This is a genomic window from Aminobacter sp. Y103A, assembly GCF_030294925.1.
Classification (GTDB): domain Bacteria; phylum Pseudomonadota; class Alphaproteobacteria; order Rhizobiales; family Rhizobiaceae; genus Aminobacter; species Aminobacter ciceronei.
Genome location: NZ_AP017988.1, coordinates 92623 through 118454, shown reverse-complemented (window position 1 = coordinate 118454; position 25832 = coordinate 92623). Strand labels below are relative to the sequence as shown.

Sequence of the window (25832 nt, the reverse complement as noted above, 5' to 3'; positions counted from 1 at the left end):
ATACAAAATTGATTACATTTTTCGCCAATCAGAACAAATTTGGGAAGATGCATAAGGCTGCTGCAGCGATCAAAGATTAAAGGCGGTGATAAGGGGAACGTCGAATAGCCGGGCCCAGGAAGCGGCGCTGGCCCTCTGAATGGCGACGATTGACGTGCCACCCGTCCACCAGCCATTGCCGGTGGCGACGACAATCTCGGGCGCATAAATCATGGACTGTAGGACGGGCCAGAGGATGAGCTGCTCGTAGCAGATAAGCGACGCAATCCGATAACCGCCCAGCTCGACCGCAGGATTGGCGAAGAAGTTCCCCCGCGCTCCGCCGCCTTGGTCGGTCCATGCAAGCCAGGGCTGCCACATGGAGACCGGAAGAGGCATGCGCTGGCGATAGAGGACGCGCGCCCCGTCGGCCGAAATCGCAACCATGACATTGTCGTATGCTTGCGCATCGACAATTGTCGCTCCAGCGATGACAGAGACTTCGCTTCCTTCCAGCCCCGCGCGCCAAAGCTTCTCTAAGGTCGGGGTCCAGAAGCCGAGCGTGCTTTCGGGAAGAACAACGACGCGCCCTTCCTCACCCGCTTCCCGCCGAACCATATTGATCAGGTCACGGTGACGTTCGAGCGAGCCGTCTCGCCCCAAGCTTTGTCCCAGTTCGAGATCGACGCCTTTCCACCCATTCGGTGGGGCGGGAGGCGTCCATGTTGCGGCGGACGATAACCAGAAAGCCCCCAGGACGATGGCCGCAGCTGGCCAGAATCGCGATGTCATCATCGCCAAGCTGGCGGCTGCCCCGGTGAGGCCCCACCATCCCCACCCCGGAAACAGAACGCCCGCCGCGGTCAACGGATGTGCCCAGCCAATGATACCGAAGGGCGGCAGTCCCAAAAGCACCGCCGCCGCCAGATAGCGCAGCGACCTCGCATTCCCCCGCTGCCCAGTCCACATCGCCGTATGCACGCCGACGAAAGAGAGCGATGCGACGATCCAAAGCAACAGACCAGGCCAAAGGTCGGATGCGTAATAGGTGGCAACGCCCTGCGGCAACCCACGGGAGGCTGCGAGGAAATATCCTAGCGATACCAGAGCCGCGATCAGGCGGGATGGCGACCAGGTCCATAGAGCTGGAAAGGCGAACGCAAGCGGCAAGCTCAACGGATCGCCGCTCCAGGCAACGCAGCCGACTAAAGCGGCAGTCGCTGTCAGCGTGATGCCGCGGACATAATCAGGGACGGAAGGTGAAGACCGGGCGAGCCCGACCGAGAAGGCCCGATGCGGGGATCGGCCCGAAATATCGGGAGTCATATGAGCTCTCTGAGGATGAGTGCAGGAAGAGGTAGCCAGGCGGCACGGTGCCTCCGGAAAAGGGGAAAATCACCCTGCCCTGACCGTCCCTGTGATGGATGCGCGAGGCAGCAAGCGGCCTGCCATCGATGCTGACATCGTCGCCGATCCAGACGCGCTGGCCGGCAACGGCCACGATAGTCTTGAGTAGCGGGGCCAGCCCACCCGGACAAAGTCCGCCACGCAGATAGCCCCGACCGAACGCCTCCATGAACATGGAGGTCGCAGGAGGGCAAATGAAGACTGTATCGCCAACGGCCACGGCGCGCTCCGTCGGCTCAATGCGCCAAAGGCCGATTGCCGCGCTTGATGTCAGGTTGAGCCTGTAGCCGCCGACCCAGCCAATCATGGCAAGTATTGTAGCGCTGACGACAGCCATGCCGAGAACGTTTGCGATGCGCCTGCGCTTCATAGCTTCCACGCCAATCCCTGGCGCTGCGCCAGTCGTAACTGCTCGACCTGCGTCAATGTCTGCGCTGTGCGCTCATGAGCAGCGATCTGCTGGGCCGCGCGCATCACCGGCCAGGCCTGACGCAGCTTCTCGCGCTTGAGAGGTCGAAGACCCTCGGCGGCCTTGTCGAAGAGAAAGCCCGAGTCCTCCCGGACTGCGTGGGTAAGCAACGTCCGCTCGCCGAAGCGTTCAGCAATGGCACGGTTGAAGCCAGCGATCTCCAGCTTCACCTCGCGATTGTCGCGGATATGGGCGAGTGCGGCTGGAAGATCGTTGCGGTCGATCGCCTCGCGGATCGTTTCCAGCACTGACCTGGCGGCCGGCGACAGCGCCGGGATTTCGATCGACAGCCGGTGACGATGTGCCTGCTCCTCCTTTTCGATCCTTTCGGCAGCAACCGCGCGCATCTGCAGATAGCGCTCGATGTCGCGCTTCAGTGCCGGCACATTGACCTCGGCAACACGGCGCGCCTCCTTGTCAGCTTTTGACGCGAGAAGGCCCGTTCGCCCTTTCAATGCTCCGAGCGATGCCGGCTCGCTGACGAGCTGAGCAAGTGTGTGTTGCGCAGCCTTGTGGTTCGTCAGAAGCGCATTGAAGTCCATTGCCCGGAAAGCGGCCTCCGGATCTGCAAAGACATAGCGGAAGCGTGTGGACATCTCCTCCCACTGCTTGGCAAGGGCCGGATCGGCGAGAAGCCTTTCCTCGACGACATCGGCCAGCGACCTGGCAAACACCGTGACACCGGCGACCATCGGTTCGGCCCTGTTGCGCATTTGCGTTGTCTGGCTTTGCAACAGGCCAAGGCGCTTGCCGTGGACACGGAACCGTTGCGCCAGGTCGGCAAGCCGCTCCTTCTGGCGCAGCATCCAGTCGAGCCGGTCGCGAACCAGGGTGCGTGCAACACGCGATATGTGCAGCCCACGGTTCTCGGCAAAGCGCAGTGCCTGCCGGTAGAGTGTGCCACGCTCGTAATCGAGCGTGGTTTCCTTGGCGTTCGTTCTAGATAGGATCGTCTCAAGCCCGCCCACTTTGGCGAAGGAACGACGCCCGTAATAGAGTGCCATGTCCTCCCGGTGCCGGGTCATTGCGACATAGGTGAGATGCCGATCCAGCGAGAGCGAAGCCAGCACCTTGACCCGGTCGACGGTCGCGCCCTGAGACTTGTGGATCGTGGTCGCATAACCATGATCGATGTTGGGATAGAAGCGCTGCTCGACTTTGACCAGCCGGCGATGCTGACCCTCGCCTATGGCCGCAACGATCCGGTTTGGTGCCGCCTCGACGACACGCCCGATCATGCCGTTCTTCACCCCGAGCGACGTCTCGTTTTTGAGGAAGACGATCTGGTCGCCAGCGTCGAACCGGCGAAGACCGTCATCAGTGCGGAAGTCATGTCCCACGCCGACGATCCCCCGCTCGACGAGCTTCTCACGCGCCAGGCTGTTGAGTGCGCGCACGTCACGCCGAAGATGGGCCAGGATGAGTGTGGTCTTTGTCGCATCGTGGTCACTGTTCCAGTCGCCGATCAGACTGTCGATCGCCTGTGCCTTGAGCTCTGACCCACGCACTCTGCCATGCTCACCATACGCCCCAATCGCCTGTGCGACGCGGCCACGCGCCAGGTCGAGAGAGGCGGCCCGCATCCATTCTTGGCGCTGGCGGTAGATGGTGTCGAGTTCGGCATAGCCGATGCGGTCAACGATCGCCCGAAACGCAGCACCTGCTTCAATCGGCTGGAGTTGCTCGGGATCACCGACCAGGACCAGCTTTGCGCCGGCCAGGGTTGCTGCTTCGACGACAAGTGCCATCTGCTTCGAGGCAACCATGCCCGCCTCGTCGAGGACAAACACCGTGCTTTTGTCGAGCATGTCCCTGCCCTGCTTCCAGCGCAGCTCCCACGACGCCAGCGTGCGGCTGACAATGCCTGCTTCCTTCTCGAGGCCTTCCGTTGCCTTGCCGGCAAGGGCAGCACCGACAACACGATAACCCGCCAGTTCCCACGCCTCGCGTGCTGCCTTCATCATCGTGGTCTTGCCCGCGCCTGCACGACCGACGACAGCAGCGATGCGTGCCTCACCCACCACATGCTCGATGGCGACACGCTGCTCCTGCGACAGCTGCGCATGACGCGCCAGCACACTGTCCAGCACCTTCTGCCGGACGCCATGTGATGTGCGTTGTGACAGCCACAGCGATTGCTTCGCCATCTTCGCTTCGATGCGGATCAGTTCACGCGTCGTGTAGCGGGAACGGATCCTTGCTCCCGTCGCAAGGTCGATGCCGTCGCGCTCGATGCGCAACGCCTCCGGGCTCTGCAGAATGCGCACCATCAGCTGCTGGAACGTGACGGCATCGTCGACATAACGATGCAGGATCTTTGCAATGTCGCGTTCATCGAAGACGCTTTTCTCCGAAGAGACGATATCGAGCACGAGCTCGGGTCGCTTCAGGATCCGGCTCGCATTCTCCTTGCGCCTCGCCTCGAGCAGCTCGATCCGCTCGAGCGACATCTCATGGCCTTCACGCGCTGACTTGCGCTGGATCGCCTTGGCGCCAACACCGATATGGGTGGTTGGCACGAGGTCGATGCCACGCTCGGCATAAGAGCGGCCATCGACACGCAGGTCGACCCCGCCGAGTGCCAGATGCTGGTTCTGGATCTCGAACCAGGCATCGCGAAGGGCCGTGAAGTCGTCCATGCCGCCGGCCCATAACTCATAGACGATCTTGCCGGCGGCGTTACGCAAGACCTCGCCGTTCTGACCAATGACGGCAACCTTCTTGGGACCAAAACCGTCCTCGGTCAGTGGTCGCAGGGTCATCATCAGATGGACATGCGGATTGCCAGGCGCATCATGATAGACCCAGTCCGCAACCATGCCCCTGGCGAGAATGTGTCGTTCGACGAAATCCCGCACCAGCGCGATGTTCTGCTCGGCAGAAAGCTCAAGCGGCAAGGCAATGGTGATGTCCTTGGCAAGCTGGGCATCGGAGCGTTTCTCGAAGGCTTCGACCTTGTTCCAGAAGGCTTCCGAAGCCCCTGCCACCGAGCAGTCGGCGATCAGGCTGCGCAGCCATTGCGGCGCATCGGGTGGCACCGAAAACGCCTCATGGAGCAGTCCCTGCTTGCGTGTGTAGTCGACCGAGCGCGCTTCGCGTTCGTACTCCATCTTCGCGCAATGCCGGTAGGCGGCCGACAGCACCGCGCTGCGGCCGTCACCGCGGCTGACGATGCTGACGGAGAAGTGCGGGACAGCCACGGTAGAGATTGCTCCTGGACAGCGAACGGACACTCGTGCGTTCGTCAGGAGCGGCTGCTGGGCAGGCCGCTGAGCAACGCGTCGCGTCAGCGACGTATAATTGCGCCCTTGGACCGCTCCTTCGGAACGGCCGGATCATCTTGCATCGCGTCGGCATCGCCGACTGCGCAATAAACGGGGATGCGCTGCGCATCCTCCCCGTTGATCCTGACCTGGTGCGCTTCGCTCAATCCAGACAATGGAAGAGGCTACCGGAATGAAAAGGCCATCATCGAAGATCAGGGACGAGATCGCCCGCCTGCAGGAGCAACTACGGCAAGCTGAAACGCGCGAGGCTGAGCGCATCGGGAGGATAGCACTTAAGGCCGGGCTCGGTGAGATCGACATCGAAGATGGCGAGTTGCTTGCGAGGTTCGAGGAATTGGCCGGCCGGTTTCGCCACGGCAACGAAAAGCCGTCCAAGAAGCCGGAAGGTGGAGCTGGCAGGTCAGATCGCCCATCAGCCGCCAAGGTCACGGCTGTCCCGGCTGCGGGCGGCGGCGGCGAGGCTTGAACGCATGTCGCGGTTTGCCACATCGGAAGCCCGCAAGAAGGACACGCGAGAGAACATCGAGCTGGGTGGCCTGATCGTGAAGGCAGGGCTCCGCTACGAGAAACGGGCGCTGTTGCTTGGCTTGCTGCTAGATGGGCGCCGACGGCTGCAAGAAGACGAAACCGAACGATCCAGGCTGGCACAGATTGGTGCGGAGGCATTCGGTCATGACGGCCAGTAAGCTTTTGCTTGCCGTCACGCCCGCAACACTGATGATCGCAAGTCTGTACTGCCCCACGGGCGCTGGTGATTGGCTGGCAGCGTTCGGAACGAACGATGGCGCTCGCCTGATACTCGGCCATGCCGTCGTCGCCTTGCCTTGCATTCTGTCGGCAACAGTTGGCATCATTTTCCTGTTCGCAGCAGCAGGTGCAGCAAACATCAAGGCCGCGGGCTGGGGCGTGGTGACGGGAAGCACTGTGGCGATTCTCATCGCAATGGTTCGTGAAACGATGAGGCTTTCCATGCTCACGGGTCACCTGCCGGTCGGACAGTCGGCGCTCTTCTATGCCGATCCGGCCACCATACTCGGCGTGCTTGTTGCTCTTTTCAGCGGCCTCTTTGGGTTTCGCGTCGCAGTGATAGGCAATGCAGCATTCGCGAGAGGAGCGCCGCGCCGTATTCGCGGCAAGCGAGCGGTGCATGGCGAAGCCGAGTGGATGAGCATGCAGGAAGCCCAACGGCTCTTTCCCGACACTGGCGGGATCGTAGTTGGAGAGCGATATCGCGTCGATCGCGACAGCGTCTCTGCAATGGCATTTCGCGCCTACAGCAAGGAGAGCTGGGGCGCAGGTGGGCGCTCACCGCTGCTCTGCTTCGACGGATCTTTCGGTTCGTGTCATGGCATGGTTTTTGCCGGCTCAGGCGGCTTCAAGACAACGTCGGTAACGATCCCCACGGCCCTCAAATGGGCAGGCAGCCTGGTGGTGCTTGATCCGTCGTCGGAGGTTGCGCCGATGGTAATCGCACATCGCCGCAGAGCGGGCCGCAATGTTGTGGTTCTCGATCCCGCCGAAGCCACGATTGGCTTCAACGCCCTTGACTGGATCGGTCGCTTTGGCAGCACGAAGGAAGAGGACATTGTCGCGGTCGCGACCTGGGTCATGACCGACAACGCACGACAAACCTCCGCGCGAGATGATTTTTTCCGCGCCTCCGCGCTGCAGCTTCTGACTGCGCTCATCGCCGATGTCTGTCTGTCAGGACATACAGGCCCCAAAAACCAGACCCTCAGGCAAGTGCGCACAAACCTTTCCGAGCCCGAGCCGAAACTGCGAGAACGTCTCACGCAAATACATCAGCAGTCGGCATCCGCGTTTGTGAAAGAGAACGTCGCGGTGTTCGTGAACATGACCCCGGAGACATTTTCCGGCGTCTACGCTAACGCCGTAAAGGAGACCCACTGGCTCTCCTATCCGAATTATGCGGCGCTGGTGTCGGGCGAGGCATTCACAACCGATGACCTGGCGAACGGTGGCACCGACCTCTTCATCGCGCTCGACCTCAAGGTTCTGGAAGCACATCCCGGCCTTGCCCGTGTCATCATCGGTGCTCTTATGAACGCAATCTACAATCGAAAAGGTGCTGTCGCAGCAAAGACACTATTCGTGCTCGATGAGGTCGCCCGGCTTGGTTATCTCAGCATCCTCGAAACAGCGCGCGATGCGGGGCGCAAATACGGCCTGACGCTCATCATGATCTTTCAGTCGATCGGACAGATGCGCGAGGCCTATGGCGGCCGGGACGCGACGAGCAAATGGTTCGAGAGCGCGTCCTGGATAAGCTTTGCGGCGATCAACGATCCTGACACCGCCGACTACATCTCAAGGCGCTGCGGCGACACCACTGTCGAGGTCGACCAGGTCAGCCGCACCAGCCAGACGTCAGGATCGTCGCGGTCGCGATCCAAGCAATTATACCGGCGACCACTAATCCTGCCCGACGAGGTCATGCGCATGCGCTCGGATGAGCAGATTGTATTTACCGCCGGCAATCCCCCGCTCCGATGCGGACGCGCAGTCTGGTTCCGGCGCGATGACATGACAGGTTGTGTCCGCCAAAACAGATTTCACTTGAACGAGGACGAAGCGTGAGCAGTACGTCTGACCGGCACTTGCCTGTACCTGTCCGTCTCAGCTGCGTCTTTCGTGGATAGAACACCGTCCTCATGTCTCGCTGTCGTGGTGGCGCACGGGAACAGAGTGGCCAGCATTTCGCATTGAAAACGTATCACCGTAATGAATCGATCAAGATGGATCGATTCAAACATGTTGTTGGACACGCCGCGCGTTCACACAGAGACTCTCGGCTATGCGCACCCCCCCAGACAACATTCATCTGCACCGCATCGACCCGGCCCTGAACATGCGCCGGTTCTACAGTCTAACCCTCCAGCCCAATCTTTTTGGCGGCGTATCGGTCATTCGGACCTGGGGGCGGATTGGAACCAACGGACAAGCCATGATCGAAACCTTCGATGAGCCCGACCAGGCAAATCGAGCCATGAGGTGTCTGGAGCACATGAAGAGGCGACGGGGATACGGAAATCCAAGTACCGGGAGAAAGTGCAGCAGTTGCACAAGGTGAAACAGTCTGCGGCTTCGCATTCCGTTGCCCGGAGCCGGCGCCAGTTGAGGGGAGGTCCCGACCGATGCGGCCGGGACCCTGGTTGGGCTCAGTCGCCCCGCCGGCCGTTCGGGCGGGACCAGATGAGGGAGAAGGCTTCGCCTTCCTCGTCGTTGAAGAGGTTCGCGTAGATCGGGGCGTTGAAGCTCGGATCGTCGAGCTTGAGGCCCAGATAGTCGCGGCCCTCATTGGAGGTCTTGGACCAGGCGGCGCCGATCTCGGCCTTATGCGGTGCACCGCATAACACCGATTATGCGTAGCGCGGGATTATGCGGAGTCGTGGGCTGGAGAGCCTGGTTTTCCGCCTGTTCCGGCGGTTTCCGCTCCGCATAATCTCATTGAACCGTTGCTGGCTACGCATTGCCTGCCTTAAGGCAGCGGCGGTTTTGGCGTATGGTCGGCCGTGACGTGAACGTTGAGAAGATAGGCAGAGGTTTTGGCCGACGAGGGTGACACTTCGGACGAAATCGCGGGTATTCGGCGGCGGTTGGCTGCTCTGGATGCGGAGCGGACGGCGCTTGCGCGCGAGCTGGAAACGCTTGAGCAGAAGCTGACATCCGATCGCCATGCCGCCGAGCGGACAGCCTTTGCCGATGCCCCTGTTACCAACAGCTCGTCATCGGCCGAGAAAATCGAATTGTTCCGCCGTCTGTTCGCTGGGCGTCCCGACGTCTTTCCGGTTCGATGGGAAAACAGAAAGACGGGAAGTTCAGGATATTCGCCTGCCTGCTCGAACGAGTGGGCGAAGGGAGTTTGCGCCAAGCCGAAGGTGAAATGTGGAGAATGCCCGCATCAGGCATTCATCCCACCGTCCGAGGACATCATCGAAAGACATCTGCGCGGCGGCGGTGCCCGCTCCGGTGACTTTGTCGCCGGGGTGTATCCATTGCTGCGAGATGAGACATGCTGGTTCCTTGCCGCCGACTTCGACAAGGAAAGCTGGGCGGATGATGCCAGGGCATTGCTCGGCACCTGTCATGCGAAAGGAATTGCCGCCGCCCTGGAGCGGTCGAGGTCAGGGAACGGCGGCCATGTCTGGATATTCTTCTCCGAGCCCGTTCCGGCAAGGACCGCCAGGCAAATGGGCTCTGCCCTGATCACCGAGACGATGGAAAAGCGCCCCGAGATCGGCTTCACATCCTATGATCGCTTCTTTCCCAATCAGGACACGATGCCCGTTGGGGGCTTTGGCAATCTGATTGCACTGCCGTTGCAGAGAAAGGCACGGGAGAGCGGCAACAGCGTTTTTGTCGACAACGATTTGCGGCCTTACGAGGACCAATGGGCGTATCTGTCGACCCTGCCCAGATTGTCGGCTGACATGGCCTTCAGGATTGCGGACGAGGCGGAGCTGTCAGGTCGGGTTCTGGGCGTCCGCATGCCGGTGGACGACGAACATGCAGACGAGCCGTGGAAGATGTCGCCGTCGCGCCGCAGCGTGCCACGGCGTATTGAGGCCGCGATACCGCACAGCATCAGGATCGTGGTCGCCGATCAGGTTTACATCGACCGGACAGACCTTCCGCCGGCCCTGATTGCGCAGCTTATTCGTCTGGCAGCTTTCCAGAACCCGGAGTTCTATCGGGCCCAGTCAATGCGGCTGCCGACATTCGGCAAGCCTCGGGTCGTCTCGTGCGCCGAGCTATATGCGCAGCATGTCGCTCTACCTCGGGGTTGCCTCGAGGAAGCAATCGATCTCATCGAAAACCATGGCGCCGTTGCCGATCTGGAAGATCTGCGTGAAATCGGCACGGCATTTCCCGCGGGCGTATCCTTCCAGGGCGAATTACGACGGCCGCAGTTGGCGGCTTTCGATGCTCTTGTCGCCCATGAGAACGGCGTGCTTGCCGCGACGACCGCCTTTGGCAAGACGGTCGTCGCGGCGGCGCTCGTTGCGCACCGTGCCCGAAACACGCTCATCCTGGTGCACAGACGGGAACTGCTCACTCAATGGGTGGAGCGTCTACGAACCTTTTTGCAGATAGATCCAAAACAGATCGGCGTTGTTGGCGGCGGGAAAAGAAAGCCGACAGGCGTCATTGATGTGGCGCTCATCCAGAGCCTGGTGCGCAAGGGTGAGGTTGCGGACATGGTCGCTGATTACGGTCACCTGATTGTCGATGAATGCCATCACCTGTCCGCAACGAGCTTCGAGCTGGTCGCCAGGCGGTCGAAGGCGCGATACGTCGTCGGCCTGTCGGCGACCGTTGCCCGGAAAGATGGGCACCATCCGATCATCTTCATGCAATGCGGTCCCGTTCGCCATAGGGTCGATGCACGGGTTCAAGCCGCGGAACGTGGTATCCGCCACCGCGCGCGCGATCGCTCCACGCAGTTTGAACTCCCGACATCGCTGGCCTCAGCCGAACGGCCGTCAATGCCTGCGATCTATGCTGCGCTGGCGCAGGACAGTGGCCGGAATGATCTGATCTTCGACGATGTACTGAAATCGCTTGAGGCCAAGCGTTCGCCCATCGTTCTGACGGAGCGGAAAGACCACCTCGATTATCTTCAGAAGAGGTTCTCGCCATTCGTGAGAAATCTCGTGGTCCTGCGTGGCGGCATGTCGGCAACCGATCGCAAGACAGCTAATGCCGCATTGAATGTCTCCGATGGTCATGAGCGGCTGATACTGGCGACAGGCCGCTATATCGGCGAAGGCTTCGACGATGCTCGTCTCGACACGCTTTTCCTGACGATGCCGATCGCCTGGAAGGGAACCCTGGCGCAGTATGTGGGCCGGCTGCATCGGGAGCATGATGGAAAGAGGGATGTTCTGGTCGTGGACTATGTCGATCAGACGGTTCCGGTCCTCGCCCGGATGGCTGGGAAGCGACGGGCGGGTTATCGCGCGCTGGGCTATGTGATCGAGTAGCGGCGCCCCGTTGTGGTGTGAGGCGCCGCGGTGTCGGTCAGCGTGACCAGATCAGCGCATACTTGCCATCGTCGCCTTCGAAGAGGTTGGCGTAGATGGGTGCGCTGAAGGACGGATCGTCGAGCTTGACCGAGTGGTAGGTCCGATCCTCCTTGGAGGTCCGGCGCCAGGCGGCACCGATCTCGACGCCGGAGACGATGACCCTCAGGTCGGGCGCCTTGTCGCTGGTATTGGCGGGATCGCTGGGGATGAGGCGCGCCTTGGCGTCGATGGCGAGGGTCTTGATGGTGCCGGTGTAGGTGCCGTCGCTGCTGAGGGTGAACGAACCGATCTGGGACATGGTGGAACTCCTGTGCTGTGTTCAAGCCCGCGACCATCGCGGCCTTGTGGCGATCGGGAGCCCCGGGACGGCCGACCCGCACCGTCAGGCCGCAGCGCATGCGAAGGACGGCGCGCGGCGATCTTGTTGTTGGGCGAGGAGCGGCGCAGCCGCGGGGAAGAAGATCGCCGTCGCGCTGTTGCGGGGAACAGGCCGGGTCGCAGACCGCATCCCGGGGCAGATCCGCCCAGAACAAGGCCCGTCGGTCGCAGGGCATCACGGCACCGGAAGAACCACCCAGACCCGGTCGTTCTCACATCGCACGACAGCACCAGGTCCAATCACTGACGTTCCGAATGACAGTCCTCTCGGATCATAGTCCCGCCTCTACATGCAAAAAGGAGGCGACATGCCGACAGGTGTTTATGTTCGTAAGAACGCGGTCGGGGACCGCTTGAAGGCGGGAATGGCCGCGGACCACGCGACGGGCTTTGCTCAATGGCTGCGTGAGCGACGGTATACGCCGCGCACCGTCATCGAAAGGATGCGGCTGCTTGCGAGCTGGACGCACTGGGCGCGCGCGGAAAGCTACACGCTCGCTGCGATCCGTGAGGCGTATGCGGCATCGTTCGCCTTGATAACAGCGGGACAGTGCCCGCGCTTCCGCGGTGACGTCAACCAAGACGCGGTCGAGACCGCCAAGCTATTCATTGCCTATCTCGAGGATCACGGCGTGTTGGCGTGCCTGCCGGCCAAACGGGTTGCGCCCCTGGTGGCTGAGTTTGCGGCTTGTGTCCGTGAGCAGCTCGGGTTGGCCGAGACGACGCTGGCCACGTATCTCGGGACGATCACTCCCTTCGTCGATGCATTGGGGGAGACACCGAGCGCCTACGACGCGGCGACGATCCGAGCCTACATGACCGGACGCGCGAAAACGGTATCGGTCTCGCGGATGAAGGGGATATCGGTCGGCATCCGGGCTTTCCTGCGCTTCCTGATCGCGACAGGACGATGCCGGCCCGGGCTCGACCACGCCATGCCCAATGTTGCGGGCTGGCGGCTAGCGTCGATCCCGCGCTTCCTGCCCGATGCCGATATCGCGCGGATCATCGGGGCGTGCGCGGGAGAGCGTCGCCTACGAGACCGGGCGATCATCCTGCTTCTGGTCCGGCTCGGACTTCGGGCGAGCGAGGTCGCACGGCTCAGCTTCGACGACATCGACTGGCGGCAGGGGAGCATTCGCCTGTTCGGCAAAGGCCGCCGCGAGGAGTTGCTGCCGCTCACCCAGGAGATCGGCGACGCTCTGCTTGCCTATATCGAACGCGGCCGGCCAATTCTGGCCGTGCCATCCCTGTTCATTACCGAATATGCGCCGCTGCGACCGATCGACCGCGTCACGGTCAAATGCCTGGTCAAGCGCGCGCTCAAACGCGGGGGTGTCGAGAGCCATTATAAAGGCGCGCATATCCTGCGGCACTCGGCGGCTACGGCGATGCTCCGCCACGGCGTCAGTCTGACCAATGTGGGCACGGTGCTGCGCCATCGATCGCCGGTGATGACGGCGCATTATGCCAAGGTCGATATCGCGCTTCTGTCGGCCATCGCCCAGCCCTGGCCGGGGAGGTCGCCATGCTGACCGACGATGCCGATCGTTACATCAAGCTGCGCCGCTCGCTCGGCTTCAAGCTCGCAAAGACGGCTCGACACCTCACCGCATTCGCGCGCTATGCGGTCGGCCGCGGCGATACCCATGTTCGCCGCGAGACCGCGATCGCCTGGGCGTCGGCCGTGTCTTCGACCCCGCGCAGTCACCAGCGGCGGCTTGGCGAGATAGCACTCTTCGCGCGCTTCCTGCGCGCCGAGGATCGCGCCCATGAAGTGCCGCACCATCATCCCAACCACAGTGCTGCAAAACGTCCCGCGCCTTATATCTACACATCCGAGGAACTGAGGCGCCTGCTCGATACCGCAGGCAATCTGCGGCGCCAGAAGCCCAGTCCGCTCAGGCGCCACATCTATGTGATGCTGATCGGACTGCTGGCGTCGACGGGCCTGCGGATATCGGAGGCTCTGAACCTGAGGGTGGACGATCTGCTGCCCGACGGCGTGCTGAACATCCGCCAGACCAAGTTCAACAAGAGCCGCCTCGTGCCGATGCATGCCAGTGTGGTCGAAGCGCTGCGGGCCTATCTTGAGGTCCGCCGGCGGTTCGCTGGGACGGACGACCATGTGTTCCTCTCGGTGGATGCCAAGCCGATGCCCCTTCGGACCGTCGAGAGCACCTTCCATGTGATCCTGCGCAAGGCTGGCGTCGGTCAGGATCGGTCGCGCAGCCCGCGTATCCACGATCTGCGCCATACCTTCGCGACCCGCGCGCTGGAGCAGTGCGCGATGGGTCGGGATGATGTGGCGCGGGACTTCGTCGCGCTCTCCACGTATCTCGGCCACGCGAGCATCCGACATACCTACTGGTATCTTGAAGCCACGCCTGACCTCATGGGCGATATCGCCGCCGCCGCCGGGGCGTTGATCGATGGGAGGCGTCCATGACGCCGATCGCTCCGCTCATCACCAGCTTCATGGGTGAGCACATGCCGCAGCAGCGTGGTTAGAGTCCGCACTCCTGCGAGGCCTATGCACACAGCTTCCGGCTGCTGTTCGTCTTCGCGGCTCGGCGCTTGCACACGCGCCCGTCTTTGCTCCAGCTCGAGCAGATCGACGCGGAGATGGTGCTCGCGTTCCTGCATCACATCGAACATGATCGCGGCAACGGCGCGGCGACCCGCAATGCACGGCTCGCCGCGATCAAGGCGTTCATGCGCTATGTCGAACTGCGGCACCCAAGCGCCCTGGAGCAGATCGCCCAGATCAACGCTATCCCCGGCAAGCGCCATGACCACAAGCTCATCCGCCACCTGACCATGGACGAGGTCCGCGCCGTGCTCGACGCGCCCGACGTGACGACACGCCTGGGGCTACGGGACCGGGCGATGCTGCACCTCTGCTTCGCCGGTGGCCTGCGCGTCTCCGAGTTGGTCGGCCTCACCCTGGAGAACGTCACGCTGCAACCCAGTCCGAGCATCCTGGTGTTCGGTAAGGGCCGGCGCGAACGCAGCCTTCCGCTCTGGAAAGAAACCGCCCGCGACCTGCGAGCCTGGCTTGCGGTACGCGGAAAGCCACCCGCGACGGAGCTGTTCGTCAACGCTCAGGGGATGGCAATGACCCGGGCCGGCTTCGAGTACATCCTCGAAAAGCATGCAAAGACGGCCGCCGCTGTATGCCCGACGCTGATCGGCCGGCCGCTGTCGCCGCATCTTATGCGGCACAGTTGTGCCGTTCTCATGCTGCAGGCCACACGCGACATCCGCAAGGTTGCGCTCTGGCTCGGCCATGCCGATATCCGCACGACCGAGGTCTACCTGCGGATGGATCCGTCCGAAAAGCTCGAGGCCGTCGAGGCGGTGCTGCCGCCGGCGCTTCGTCGCGGTCGCTTCAGGGCGCCCGACGCATTGATCGCGTCGCTGATGGCCGATGCGCATATCGTGCCGACATAAGGGGGATAGGCCGCATGAGCATCATGGCAATGCAGTCTGACCGGGTCTGGGTGGTTCTTCCGGTGCCGTGATGCCCTGCGACCGACGGGCCTTGTTCTGGGCGGATCTGCCCCGGGATGCGGTCTGCGACCCGGCCTGTTCCCCGCAACAGCGCGACGGCGATCTTCTTCCCCGCGGCTGCGCCGCTCCTCGCCCAACAACAAGATCGCCGCGCGCCGTCCTTCGCATGCGCTGCGGCCTGACGGTGCGGGTCGGCCGTCCCGGGGCTCCCGATCGCCACAAGGCCGCGATGGTCGCGGGCTTGAACACAGCACAGGAGTTCCACCATGTCCCAGATCGGTTCGTTCACCCTCAGCAGCGACGGCACCTACACCGGCACCATCAAGACCCTCGCCATCGACGCCAAGGCGCGCCTCATCCCCAGCGATCCCGCCACCACCAGCGACAAGGCGCCCGACCTGAGGGTCATCGTCTCCGGCGTCGAGATCGGTGCCGCCTGGCGCCGGACCTCCAAGGAGGATCGGACCTACCACTCGGTCAAGCTCGACGATCCGTCCTTCAGCGCACCCATCTACGCCAACCTCTTCGAAGGCGACGATGGCAAGTATGCGCTGATCTGGTCACGCTGACCGACACCGCGGCGCCTCACACCACAACGGGGCGCCGCGGCCATCAGCCCGTTATTATGCGGAGCAAAACAACGACAAAAGCCCCGGAAAACCGGGACCTCCAGCACGCGACTTCGCATAATCCTGCGCTACGCATAATCGGCGCGACCGACGAGAACGCGGTGGCTGGGGGCGTTCTCGCCGGTGGCGCGCTGATCGGGGACGATGCGCACGCCTTTGACCTGGAGGCTGAGAGTGAAGATTTCGCCGGTGAGCTCGTTGTCGCCGGTCTTTTTGAAGGTGCCAATGGTCGCCATGGTATTTCTCCGTTTTCCCGAGACCGCACCATGCGGCCTCAATGGCGATCGATGGGCCGGAGGCGACTGACGACGCATCGCCTGCGACCGCAGCAAAGCGGAGGACGGCGCAGGATCGAGTTTCTTGTTTCGCGAGGAATGACGGCCATCCCGGGGTCCCCATGCAGCTCGCTGCATGGGGTGGGTGCCGGCAGGGGAAGAAAGTCGAGACGCGCTGTTGCGGCATAGGCGGTCGAGGCGTTAGCCGTCCTTCGGCCAGATCAGCCCATGGAGAGGCCGTTTGGAGCGCTCGCTGAACGGATGACCGAGGCTGGCGACCATTTACACCTGAAACCAGCGAAAATGACATTTCCGCAAATCTCAACTTTACTCCTTGCTCTGCCGTCTGACTTACGTACCTGCGCCGCCCCCACGGAAAGCGCCGCCCCGCTCCCGTTTTGCTCGGGCGGCATGAGACGGCGTGCCGGTGCCTACGAACACCGCGCGGCTGCAGTCGCTGGCCCATTCAACGATGAAGCTACCTGCCGCACCTCACCCGTGCCTCTCAGGACAGGACGGTCCAATCGCTGTGCAAGGTCCGCCGCGTCGTGCCGCGACATCAAGCCCAGACACCGGTCGGCTTGGTCGTCGTCTGCCATTCCACCGAGCCTCAGGAAAGCAGCAATAGCGACCGCAACCACGCCGTTGATCGAGAACGCGAGGCAACTAGGGGTGTTTCGCAATGCCAGTGGGTGACCGCGGCCAAGCCATCCGCGGACTTACAGAACAGGCTACATTCCCCTGGGAACAAGTCGAGGACACGGTCGGCCTTACGCATTGGTGAGAGTAGAAGATGGCGACGCTTACGCGCCGCCGAATTTCCAGACGGGGATGCCGAGCTTCTTTGCCTTGTCGGCAAGGTTGTCGTTGATGCCGGTGCCGGGGAAGTGCATCACGCCCTTCGGCATGATGTCCAACATCTCGTCGTTTCGCTTGAAAGGCGCAGCGCGGCCACCGGGATCGTCGTCAGTCTTGGCTTTCACTGAGCGAAACCGGCCGCAGCTTGCTGGCTGCTTCACCCGATGGCGTGCAGGCGCGGTTTCAGGAAGAGTTCAACAAGCTGCTCGATTGGGAGCAGGCCATGTTGACAGCCTCTTTGGAGCGCGTGGCAGCAATGATGGGAAATCAGGATCAGGATGTGGCTGCCGTGCTGGACGGTAAGGCGCTGATCGACGACTGCAAATAGCCGCCGTCGACCTCACGGCCGTTACAGCGACGCTGTCGGCATTGTCGGCAGTTGCGGTGGCGATATCCCGCCCGGACCAAGAAGTGATCGACAACGCATCGTGGCACCGGCTTGATCTTCGATCAGACCGGACATCGCTTCAATCTGGACCGGCATGTCGCTCGAACCAAAGGCGCAACTGATCTTGCGCAGCAAACAGGCGAGCCTGCGCGGCAATCTCACCAAAACCTGACCTTGAAGTCGAACCGACCCCAAGACTGTCTTCCGGTGGTCGAGGCTCATCGTACTTGAAGTTGCGGAATAGCCCGACGTTGTCTGAGCCTGCGTCGAATATTGGCGACGGTGTGCCAGCAACTCACTGCCCGGTGCTTTGGCCGCCAATGCACCGGGCCGCGATCACACATCGTTCATCCGCATCAAACGCCCGACAGCGACGAACTCATGATCCGTACAGGGAAAGTCGCCGGTGGCAGCAAGGCATGTCGTGCTCGGGGCACATGACTGGCTCCAGATCAGGAGTGGTTCCAACTGTCGGGATCGTCGGAGTTGTTGGGAGAAAGGCCGAGTATGTCACCTTTCGTCGAGCACCCGAGCCCCAGGACAGTACGGTTGGCATAGCTGAAATAGGCGCTGACCTGATTGATTTCCAGAATTTCGCCATCGCTGAAACCCGCCGCGCGCAGGCTGATGACATCGTTTTCCGTCAGGCCCGAGGGATCCCGCGTGAGCTGGCGGGCATAGGCCATGGCCTGCTTCTCAGCCGCATCCAGCGGGGCGGCGTCCAGATCGCGCGCCTCGATTGCGGCAAGGATCGCATGGGCGCGCGCATCATCGCCCAGAATGCGCTTCAAACCGGCAAAATGATGCGCGACGCAGTAGTTGCACTCGTTCAGCGCGCTGACCCAGACACCCAGAACTTCAAGAAACCATTTTGGCAGCGTATTTCCAGAATGATGCAGCACATATTTGTAGAGCGCCATGTGCCCTTCCATCGAATGTGGGCGAAGGCTGTGCATCATCATGATGTTGTCGACATTGTCGTTCGGACCTTTGACCCGATCATAAAGCATTTTCAGCTTTCCGGTGGCATCCTCATACGCGACTGTTTCAATCCAGGGCATGGTCGATCCTTCCTTGGTTGGCAATTATGGCGGCGCCGGCTGATGAGCTGGACGACAATCATGCCGAGCGGGCTACCCGACAACCAATGCTGCGGCCTTTGGCGAGCCAGTCGGGTGGAGCGACGGCATGGCACGCGCTGGGTGTCGACAGCCAGTTCCATGAGCACGACTTGGCCGCGACGCCAGGCTGGCCATCTGTGGCCGAGAGCGGCAGCGTCGCGTGAACCGAATTCCCCCCCTGCTTTCCAAATAGCCAGGCCTCATCGCTCGATTCTTTCCCGGTTCGTCGTCGAACAGTTCCGCCAGGTCGTTTACCCCTCGTGTTGTCGCGTATTTTCGAGAAACTCGACAGCAGGCGGCAGTCCGGCTGCCGGTCGACGGATCGAGCCTACAGGTCAACCACCAACTCACCGTTCTTGGCTGCTGCTCGCGAACAACACAGCAACATTCTGTCGGCCCGCTCCTTGTTGGACAAAACAAAATCCCGGTGCTCGACATCTCCTTCGATGAGGGACACAGCGCAGACACCGCAGATCCCTTCCGCGCACTTCATGTCCACATGGATGCCGATTTCGGCCAGCATGTCCGTCGCCGTCCGATCTGCGGGCACCGACAACGTCCTGCCGCTGCGGGCCAGCGTCAGGCGGAAATCATGATTGACCCAGTCCGGCGTCTCTGGAAGCGTGAAGTATTCCCTGTGCATGGCATCGTCCGACCAGCCCTGTGACAAGGCGGCGTTGAAAACGGCGTCCATGAATGCCGGTGAGCCACAGGTATAGAGGTGGGCTCCATCCTGGTAAGGCCCGACGATGGCCTCGAGGTCGGCGCGCTGCCCCTCGGCCGAAACATGCAGATGAACCTTGTCGCGCCACGGCACCTGTTCCAGCGTGTCGAAGAAGCCAGCCAGGGCGCGACTGCGCATGCTGTAATGCAGCTCGAACGGCTTGCCGATCCGATGCAGCCGATGCGCCATGGCGATCATCGGTGTAATGCCGATGCCGCCCCCGATCAGGACGCTGCGGTTGGCACCTTCGTGAAGTGGGAAGTGGTTGATCGGACGGGAGATGAACACCTTCCTGCCGACGTCGAAGATACGGTGCATCAACTTCGAGCCGCCACGCCCCTCGTCTTCGCGCAATACTCCGACAACATAGCGGCTTCGATCGGCGGGGTCGCCGGCAAGGCTGTACTGGCGGAAATATTCGGGCGCCACCACCACGTCGATATGCGCGCCCGCTTCGAATGGCGGCAAGGGCAGGCCGTCGACCGAAACAAACTCGTAGCGCGCAATCGCATTCGACATCATCTCGACCTTGTCGAGCCGAACCTGGATGACCGGCGCAAGTTCCGTGGGCGCTGGCGGCAAAGCGACTAGGCCTTCAAGCCGCCCGTCGGCAAGGCGCGCCTTGTATTCGGCTGGCTCGAGCATGTTGCGATAAGCAGCAATCCCCTTTTCGCGGTCCAGGGGAAGCGGGAACGGATAGGGCGGCGGCGTCAGGTCGGCAGTGTAGGCGGCCAGCGTCTGATGCTCCGGATTTATGATCAAGCCAGGGTTGATGTTGCGGGAATTGATCTGGCTGGCCGGCAGATATGAGCCGTCTGCGCTGAGCTCCACATCCCACCACCACTTCTTGACCGGATTGACACTGCCATTGCCCAACCTGTCGTCCAGCCAGGCAAGGAACCGGGCTGCGCGCGGCATGTTCATCGCCGCCCAGCGGAATGGCGCCTCGACGAAAAGACCCTCCAGATTCCACGGGCAGGTTTTCATGCATCTGCCGCACATTGCCCCGCCCGCGTTGGTGACGCGATAGCGCGTGCATTTCTCGGCGTCCGATTTCCAGATCTCGTAGCCGTTGAACATCTTCTTCGGGCCGGCAGGTATCGCACCCGAGGGACATTCGCGGGCGCATTTGTTGCACGCATTGCAGAAGGCCTGGAGGCCAAAGTCGATCGGTTTGTCATGGACAAGCGGCATGTCGGTGGTCACGACACCCGATTTCAGCCGTGGACCCAGCAGCGGATTGAGGATCACGTCGCCGATTCGGCTGACCTCGCCGAGGCCTGACAGCAACAACAGCGGCGGCTGCAGCACCTCGCCGTCGACCACCGAGTGCACGCGTGCGGAATAGCCCAGCCGGCGGATCTGCTCCGCCACGACGCCGCCCAGGATCTGCGACCGAAGATAGGCGCGCATGGATTGAGCAACGGCGATCCAGTCATCGCCGCTGGAGCCCTCCATTGTCTCGTGGCCCTGGTCGATGATCGTCGAAATGGCGTTGCCGTGGTAGGGCGTGATCGGATGGCCAGCGGCGTCGTGCGAGTAGTAGGCATAGTCCGGGCAGCGCGAGATGCCGACGGCATCGCAACCGAGGAAATACAGCGCAGCCTTGACGTCATTCGCGTTCTTCTGCGGGTCCTTTGCGCTGGGCGCCACCTGCGGCGCCTTCTGGCCGTTCTGCAGCAGCATGAACGCTCCGAGCGCCCGCCGCGCGCAGTACCCGATGGGGCTCTTCAAGACATAATGTCCGCCCTTCGCCGCAGCCTGCATGCCCTTGCCCATGTCGCCGAACAAGGCACGGGCGAACATGTCGGCGCGCTTGGGGACCCTGGGGACGCGCGGCTCGTCGATGAAGGTCGTCGGCTGCTCGACGGTCTTCAGCTTCTCGAATGGCTGGGCGCCCTTGGCAAAGTCGCGCCGGGCATAGGGTGTCTTGTTCAGAGCACTCTTGTAAAAGCCCTTGCCGACCCACCAGGCGGGGCCATGCGAGCGCCACTTGTCGGCGAGGCCCCGCGCCGCCAATGGCCGGTCGATCTCCATTTCGCAGGTGGTCGTCACGGCAGCCAGGCTGTAGCGCGTGCCTACATAGGGATTGACCAGTTCCAGGCCGCCCGTGCCGTTGCGTTTCTCGACCAACCCAGCCGCAAGGGCCAGCTTGCCCAGATGCACGTCCGTGCTGGTCATCGTGTGGGCACGCGCCGGATGACCAAGAATACGCAGATAGTTGGCCAGCACGACCGCTACCTCCGCCACCCGCAAGGCGGAACGCTGGTCCGTCGTGCCGGAGATCCAGCCGCCACCGGCTTCATCGGGCGAGGGCTCGCGAGGATGCTCGACGAGGTAGACGATGGCGTAGCTGTGATCGGCAACGCTGCCGAGCTTGGCTCTGGCCGAGTCCCTCACATCGGCCATGATGGCATCGATGCCGGACGCGAACGTCTTCGTTTCGATGTTCTCGGCCCGGTTGGCAAGATCGTCGATCACGGGGTTTCGAAGCGGCCGGTCGAGCAAGGCCTGCGCCGGCAGGCGGCAGATGCCTGCCATCGTTGCATCGAAAAACATGCCCGCCGCTTTCATATGGCGGGCGCGCTCCTCCGGTGAATCGGGGATTATCGAGCGCTTCGCTGCCACCGGACCGTTGCGGATGACATCGAGCATTCCGGTGAACAACCGCAGTGGATCGGCAAGCGACTCCGTTCCAGCCATCGTCGGCGCAATCGCAGCCATGGCGGGAATGTCGTCGAAACTTGGCTGGGTATTGCTGCGCTTCAGCCTTTCGAGTGGATAGGGGCCGAGGTGAAACGGCCGGTTCTTGTAGCTGAAAAAGCGCATCTGGCGTTGCTGACCTTGTTCTCTCAGGAGAGATCAGAGGGCCGGCAGCGCACCCTCTTCACCGTCCATCATCTTGTCCAGCAGAATCTTGATCTGCTCGAATTCGTCTGCCGTTAGCTTGTTTTTGAAGTGCTCCGTCGTAAGCATCGCTTTGGGCAAGAAGGCCTCCAGCTTTCCCTGTCCCAGGTCGGTCAGTCCTATGTCACGGCCGCGCCGGTCGCCGTCTTGTCGCGTGCGCACGACCAGCCCTTGTTTCTCCATCTCCCTCAACACGCGTGAAATGGCCGTTCGGTCGACGCTGAGAAACTCAGCCATCGCCGACGGGGTGGCGACGCCGTAGAGCCCCACCATCACCAGAACGCACCACATCGAACGTGACAGGCCGACCTCGGCCAGCAGCAATTCATAGTGCCGTTCCATCAGCCGCGCGGTGCGCGACATGCGGAAGCCAAGCCCGTCACGGAGCTGATAGCTGTGATCTTCAGTCATATAGTTGTCATTGTCAATTATCTATGCTCATGTGTAACTGTTAGCCGCGAATGGCTTGGGAGGCAAACGGCCGGACGCGGTCCGAGGGCCCGCAAAATTGGGGCAACCGCCGCAAAACGCGGCGCAATGGGAGAGAGTAATGTTTTCTGGAAAGCTGTCCGTGGCCGTCATGGCCGCGGCGATGATATGTGCTGCAACCTTTGCCGAGGCGCGCGAACTGAAGCTTGCATCCTTCGTTCCGCCACAGCACCCGATGGATCGGGGTGCCATCACGCCGATGGTCGAGGCCTTCAATGCTGCAACCAATGGAACGTCGACCATCAAGATCTACCCGTCAGGCGAACTCGGCAGCGGGCCGGTGCAGCAATACAAGCGCGTGGTCACAGGCGTGGCCGACATTGTCTTCGGCATCCCCGAATACACGCCCGAGCAGTTTCCCCGCACGACGCTGATGAACCTGCCTGGGCTGTTTGACACCCCTGATGTAGGCACCACCGCCCTGTGGACCCATTATGGCCTGTTCGAACCAGACTTCGCCCAGGTCAAGATGCTCGCATTCTGGACCAACAGCCCGGCCATCTTGATCACGCGTGAAAAGCCGGTGCGCGGCATCGCTGATCTTGCAGGAATGAAGATCCGCGTGCCCGACCCGGCCGCCGCCGAGATGGCCGAAGCCTGGGGTGCCATTCCGGTTTCGACGCCGACCACCGAAGCTTACAATGCAATGAGCACCGGTGTGGTGGACGCGGTCTGGATCGGGCCGTCCGGCATTGGATCCTACAAGCTGCATGAGGTCGGCAAGTACCTCGTCACCAACCTGCCAAGCCCGCTTGCGACCTTCTATCTGGCAATGAACAAGGACAGCTGGGCTGCGCTGTCGCCCGCAGAACAAGCGGCTCTCGAAAAAGCGAGCGGACGCGAACTGTCCATGGCTGCGGCCAGCGCATTCGCCAAGGCCGGCGAAGAGGGCCTGAGCCTTGCCCGCAAGGCCGGCCTCGAGTTCATCACGCTCGATGACAAATCTACCGCAGACCTGCGCGAAAAGAGCAAGCCCGTCCTCGACGCATTGGCAGCTGACGCTTCCTCCAAGGGAGGTTTTGACGCCCAGGCGATCTTGTCCGCCGTCTCTGGTCGCTGAAGCCAGCCATCGCCATGAAACATGAATCTGGACATGAAGCCGCGCCGGTGTCCGGCGCGGTGGCTGGGATAAATCGTGCCTTGCGGCTTGTACTGGGCCTGGTCGGTGGCTGCGCGCTGTTTGCGATGATGGCCCTGTCGGTAGGGGACGCGCTGGGCCGCAGCCTTCTCAACGCGCCCGTATTCGGGGCCAACGACATCACGCAGGTGCTGCTGGTGAGCGCGGTATCGGTTTCAATTCCGCTGTGCATTCTGTCGGGCCAGGCGATCAGGATCGACATCCTGGCCGACATGATGCCATCCGCATTGGGACGGATGGTTGACCGGCTGCTGCGCGTCATCGGCGCCGCCATGATGCTTTATCTCGCCTGGCGCTGTCTGCTGAATGCCATGGAGGCATCTGGTTTCGGCGAAACGACGATGCTTTTGCGCATCTCCCACGCACCTTTCTACGTCGCGCTGGCCGTCGGGCTTGCCATGGCGGCGCTCATCTTCCTGCTTCCGATGCTCCAGAAAGGGCCTGCCCGATGAGCGCACCTGTGATTGGCCTGCTAGGGTTCGCAGGACTTTTCGTACTTATGGGAATAGGCATGCCCGTTGGCATCGCCATGCTGCTCGTCGGATTCCTGGGCATTGTCAGCCTGTCGTCGCTGAATGCTGCCGCCTACACAGTCTCCGGCCAGGCCTTCGAGATCGCGTCGATGTACGATCTTTCGGTCCTGCCGCTTTTTATCCTGATGGGCAATCTCGCATCCGCCAGCGGTCTCAGCCGAGATCTCTACACCGCTGCCTATTCCTGGTTCGGACATCGCAAGGGTGGGCTTGCCAGCGCAACTGTCGTTGGTTGCGCCGGCTTTGCGGCACTGTCGGGATCGTCGATCGCATCAGCGGTGACTATGGGCCGCGTCGCCTACCCCGAGATGCGAAGGTTCGGCTACGGAGCAAGGCTGTCGACCGGCGTGATCGCCGCCGGCGGGACCCTTGGCATCCTTATCCCGCCGTCCACCGGCTTTGTCATGTATGCCATCCTGACCGAGCAATCGATCGGGCGACTGTTCATGGCAGGCATATTGCCAGGCCTGTTGCTGGCGGCCCTGTTCCTGCTCGCCATCACCCTGATCGTTCATTTCCGGCCTGAAGAAGGCCCCGCCGGCCCACTTTCGAGCGGTCGCGAACGGCTTGATGCCTCTCGCCGAGCGCTCGGCATACTGACGATCATCGTGCTGACCATCGGCGGCATCTATGCCGGGTTCTTTACCCCCGTCGAGGCGGCCGGCGTTGGCGCGGCATTCGCCCTTGGGATGCTTGTCGTGCGAAAACAGGCGAGCCTGGCAAATCTGAACAGTGTCGTCATGGAGACGCTGCAAACGTCAGGCATGTGCTTCCTCATCCTGATCGGAGCCAGCGCGTTCTCGCCATTCATTGCGCTCTCTGAATTGCCACGCGATGCCGCGGCAATGTTTGCCGGCCTCGGCCTTGGGCCGTATGGAACGATGATCCTGCTGCTGATCGCTTATGCGATCCTCGGCATGTTCATCGAGGGACTGTCGCTTCTGGTGATAACCTTGCCGATCGTATTTCCGGTCATCATGGCGCTCGGGTTCGACCCGATCTGGTTTGGTGTCATCATGGTCGTCGTTCTTGAGATGGGGCTCATCAGCCCGCCGGTGGGGGTCAATTGCTTTGTGGTGAAAACAGTCGCGGACGACGTCAAGCTGCAGACCGTCTTTGCCGGCGTGATTCCGTTCTGGGTCGCGATGATGGTGTGCCTGGCAATCTTGGTGGCGTTTCCCCAGATCGCGCTGCTGCTGCCGAACGCCATGTTTTAGGGGATATCTGAATGTGGAGCGAGGCGGTTGCGCTTTACCTGCCGAACACCCAGGTGCCGAAGCGTGCCTGGCTGTTTCTTCTGCAGCTAGCGCCACCGCCTTCAACACACCATGATAACGGATGTTGAACTACGTGGCGCGGACCGCAGCCGCCATTCCGCCTACACCAGCGCCGAGATGATAGCGCTTCGGCGCGCGCCTCATTGAGCTCCAGCAGATGGGTTGGAATGACGCAACCTTAGCAAGGTAGCTGGGATGCTATTGATCTTCATCGGAAATCTCTTGGAAAATCGCGTGAGCGCCGGCGCGCGGATAGCTGATAATGCCCTCGAAAACGTATACTCGGGCGCATGTCGAGAAAGTCGTGCGTCTTGGCCAGGGCGAATATCGCCGAGAGCGTAAACCGCTCGGCGCTTGCGGTCGAAATGTAGAACTGCGCCGGATGCAGTCCGCTGCGGAGGACACCTTCAGCT

20 protein-coding genes and 3 pseudogenes are annotated in these 25832 nt (G+C 61.9%); 13 read left to right on the top strand and 10 right to left on the bottom strand.

Translation table 11 applies throughout. The annotated features are described in order from the left end of the window. Positions 1-69 precede the first annotated feature (69 nt). From Amn_RS30475 to traA, 3 genes are read right to left on the bottom strand one after another with little or no spacing between them, the layout of a single operon-like run. Positions 70-1305, bottom strand: a complete 1236-nt coding sequence (locus Amn_RS30475) for a conjugal transfer protein TraB (RefSeq protein ID WP_502874783.1) — start codon at positions 1303-1305, stop codon at positions 70-72. After that, positions 1226-1756, bottom strand: a complete 531-nt coding sequence (gene traF, locus Amn_RS30470; RefSeq protein ID WP_286299537.1) for a conjugative transfer signal peptidase TraF — start codon at positions 1754-1756, stop codon at positions 1226-1228. Before traF ends, Amn_RS30475 begins: the two co-directional genes overlap by 80 nt. Further along, complete coding sequence (gene traA, locus Amn_RS30465; protein WP_286299534.1) at positions 1753-5055, bottom strand: Ti-type conjugative transfer relaxase TraA; 3303 nt, start codon at positions 5053-5055, stop codon at positions 1753-1755. Before traA ends, traF begins: the two co-directional genes overlap by 4 nt. 256 nt (positions 5056-5311) lie before the next feature. Between traA and traC the strand changes: the two genes are divergently transcribed. The 4 genes from traC to Amn_RS30445 all read left to right on the top strand — a co-directional run bounded on the left by traC (position 5312) and on the right by Amn_RS30445 (position 8233). Further along, positions 5312-5608 carry a conjugal transfer protein TraC gene (gene traC, locus Amn_RS30460; RefSeq protein WP_286299532.1) on the top strand — a complete coding sequence of 99 codons (297 nt, stop codon included), beginning with the start codon at positions 5312-5314 and terminating at the stop codon, positions 5606-5608. 4 nt (positions 5609-5612) lie between these two features. After that, the gene (gene traD, locus Amn_RS30455; protein ID WP_067968880.1) at positions 5613-5828 is read left to right on the top strand and encodes a type IV conjugative transfer system coupling protein TraD; all 216 of its coding nucleotides are present in this window, start codon (positions 5613-5615) and stop codon (positions 5826-5828) included. After that, positions 5815-7740, top strand: a complete 1926-nt coding sequence (traG, locus tag Amn_RS30450; protein ID WP_286299528.1) for a Ti-type conjugative transfer system protein TraG — start codon at positions 5815-5817, stop codon at positions 7738-7740. The genes traD and traG overlap by 14 nt, the downstream gene beginning before the upstream one ends. Positions 7741-7957: 217 nt before the next feature. Then, positions 7958-8233, top strand: coding sequence for a WGR domain-containing protein (locus Amn_RS30445; RefSeq protein ID WP_286299525.1), 276 nt, complete (start codon positions 7958-7960; stop codon positions 8231-8233). Between the two features lie 88 nt (positions 8234-8321). Here Amn_RS30445 and Amn_RS30440 read toward each other — a convergent pair. After that, a pseudogene (locus Amn_RS30440) lies at positions 8322-8498 on the bottom strand (DUF736 domain-containing protein); the annotation flags it as partial. Positions 8499-8708: 210 nt separating this feature from the next. On the opposite strand from Amn_RS30440, the gene Amn_RS30435 reads away from it, so the two are divergent. Beyond that, positions 8709-11147, top strand: a complete 2439-nt coding sequence (locus tag Amn_RS30435) for a TOTE conflict system archaeo-eukaryotic primase domain-containing protein (protein ID WP_286299523.1) — start codon at positions 8709-8711, stop codon at positions 11145-11147. Positions 11148-11184: 37 nt separating this feature from the next. Here Amn_RS30435 and Amn_RS30430 read toward each other — a convergent pair whose 3' ends face one another. Continuing rightward, entirely contained in the window at positions 11185-11487 is a 303-nt protein-coding gene (locus tag Amn_RS30430; RefSeq protein WP_286299522.1) for a DUF736 domain-containing protein, read from the bottom strand. Between the two features lie 388 nt (positions 11488-11875). Between Amn_RS30430 and Amn_RS30425 the strand changes: the two genes are divergently transcribed. From Amn_RS30425 to Amn_RS30410, 4 genes and pseudogenes are all read left to right on the top strand, one after another. Next, positions 11876-13102 carry a tyrosine-type recombinase/integrase gene (locus Amn_RS30425; protein ID WP_286299521.1) on the top strand — a complete coding sequence of 409 codons (1227 nt, stop codon included), beginning with the start codon at positions 11876-11878 and terminating at the stop codon, positions 13100-13102. Further along, the gene (locus tag Amn_RS30420; protein ID WP_286299519.1) at positions 13096-14016 is read left to right on the top strand and encodes a tyrosine-type recombinase/integrase; all 921 of its coding nucleotides are present in this window, start codon (positions 13096-13098) and stop codon (positions 14014-14016) included. Before Amn_RS30425 ends, Amn_RS30420 begins: the two co-directional genes overlap by 7 nt. Beyond that, positions 14013-15020, top strand: a pseudogene (locus tag Amn_RS30415) (tyrosine-type recombinase/integrase). Before Amn_RS30420 ends, Amn_RS30415 begins: the two are co-directional and overlap by 4 nt. Before the next feature lie 326 nt (positions 15021-15346). Beyond that, positions 15347-15649, top strand: coding sequence for a DUF736 domain-containing protein (locus Amn_RS30410; protein ID WP_286299516.1), 303 nt, complete (start codon positions 15347-15349; stop codon positions 15647-15649). Positions 15650-15786: 137 nt separating this feature from the next. On the opposite strand, the pseudogene Amn_RS30405 reads toward Amn_RS30410, so the two are convergent. Beyond that, positions 15787-15945: pseudogene (locus Amn_RS30405) on the bottom strand (DUF736 family protein); the annotation flags it as partial. 842 nt (positions 15946-16787) lie between these two features. Further along, positions 16788-16967: a hypothetical protein gene (locus Amn_RS30400; protein WP_286299652.1), complete on the bottom strand. Its 180-nt coding sequence runs from the start codon at positions 16965-16967 to the stop codon at positions 16788-16790. Positions 16968-16987: 20 nt separating this feature from the next. On the opposite strand from Amn_RS30400, the gene Amn_RS30395 reads away from it, so the two are divergent. After that, complete coding sequence (locus Amn_RS30395; RefSeq protein ID WP_286299514.1) at positions 16988-17170, top strand: hypothetical protein; 183 nt, start codon at positions 16988-16990, stop codon at positions 17168-17170. A gap of 512 nt (positions 17171-17682) precedes the next feature. Here the strand turns inward: Amn_RS30395 and Amn_RS30390 are convergent. The 3 genes from Amn_RS30390 to Amn_RS30380 form a co-directional block, all read right to left on the bottom strand. Then, positions 17683-18291 carry a carboxymuconolactone decarboxylase family protein gene (locus Amn_RS30390; protein WP_286299512.1) on the bottom strand — a complete coding sequence of 203 codons (609 nt, stop codon included), beginning with the start codon at positions 18289-18291 and terminating at the stop codon, positions 17683-17685. Between the two features lie 388 nt (positions 18292-18679). Then, positions 18680-21904 (bottom strand): 2Fe-2S iron-sulfur cluster-binding protein, encoded by a 3225-nt coding sequence (locus Amn_RS30385; RefSeq protein WP_286299509.1) that lies wholly within the window; start codon positions 21902-21904, stop codon positions 18680-18682. A gap of 33 nt (positions 21905-21937) precedes the next feature. Then, positions 21938-22393, bottom strand: a complete 456-nt coding sequence (locus Amn_RS30380) for a MarR family winged helix-turn-helix transcriptional regulator (RefSeq protein WP_286299508.1) — start codon at positions 22391-22393, stop codon at positions 21938-21940. A gap of 139 nt (positions 22394-22532) precedes the next feature. Between Amn_RS30380 and Amn_RS30375 the strand changes: the two genes are divergently transcribed. Genes Amn_RS30375 through Amn_RS30365 form a run of 3 tightly spaced genes read left to right on the top strand, consistent with a single transcriptional unit; the run spans position 22533 to position 25359 of the window. Then, positions 22533-23531 (top strand): TRAP transporter substrate-binding protein, encoded by a 999-nt coding sequence (locus Amn_RS30375; RefSeq protein WP_286299506.1) that lies wholly within the window; start codon positions 22533-22535, stop codon positions 23529-23531. 47 nt (positions 23532-23578) lie between these two features. Further along, positions 23579-24061, top strand: coding sequence for a TRAP transporter small permease (locus Amn_RS30370; RefSeq protein WP_286299504.1), 483 nt, complete (start codon positions 23579-23581; stop codon positions 24059-24061). After that, positions 24058-25359 carry a TRAP transporter large permease gene (locus tag Amn_RS30365; protein ID WP_286299502.1) on the top strand — a complete coding sequence of 434 codons (1302 nt, stop codon included), beginning with the start codon at positions 24058-24060 and terminating at the stop codon, positions 25357-25359. The genes Amn_RS30370 and Amn_RS30365 overlap by 4 nt, the downstream gene beginning before the upstream one ends. Positions 25360-25832 lie beyond the last annotated feature (473 nt).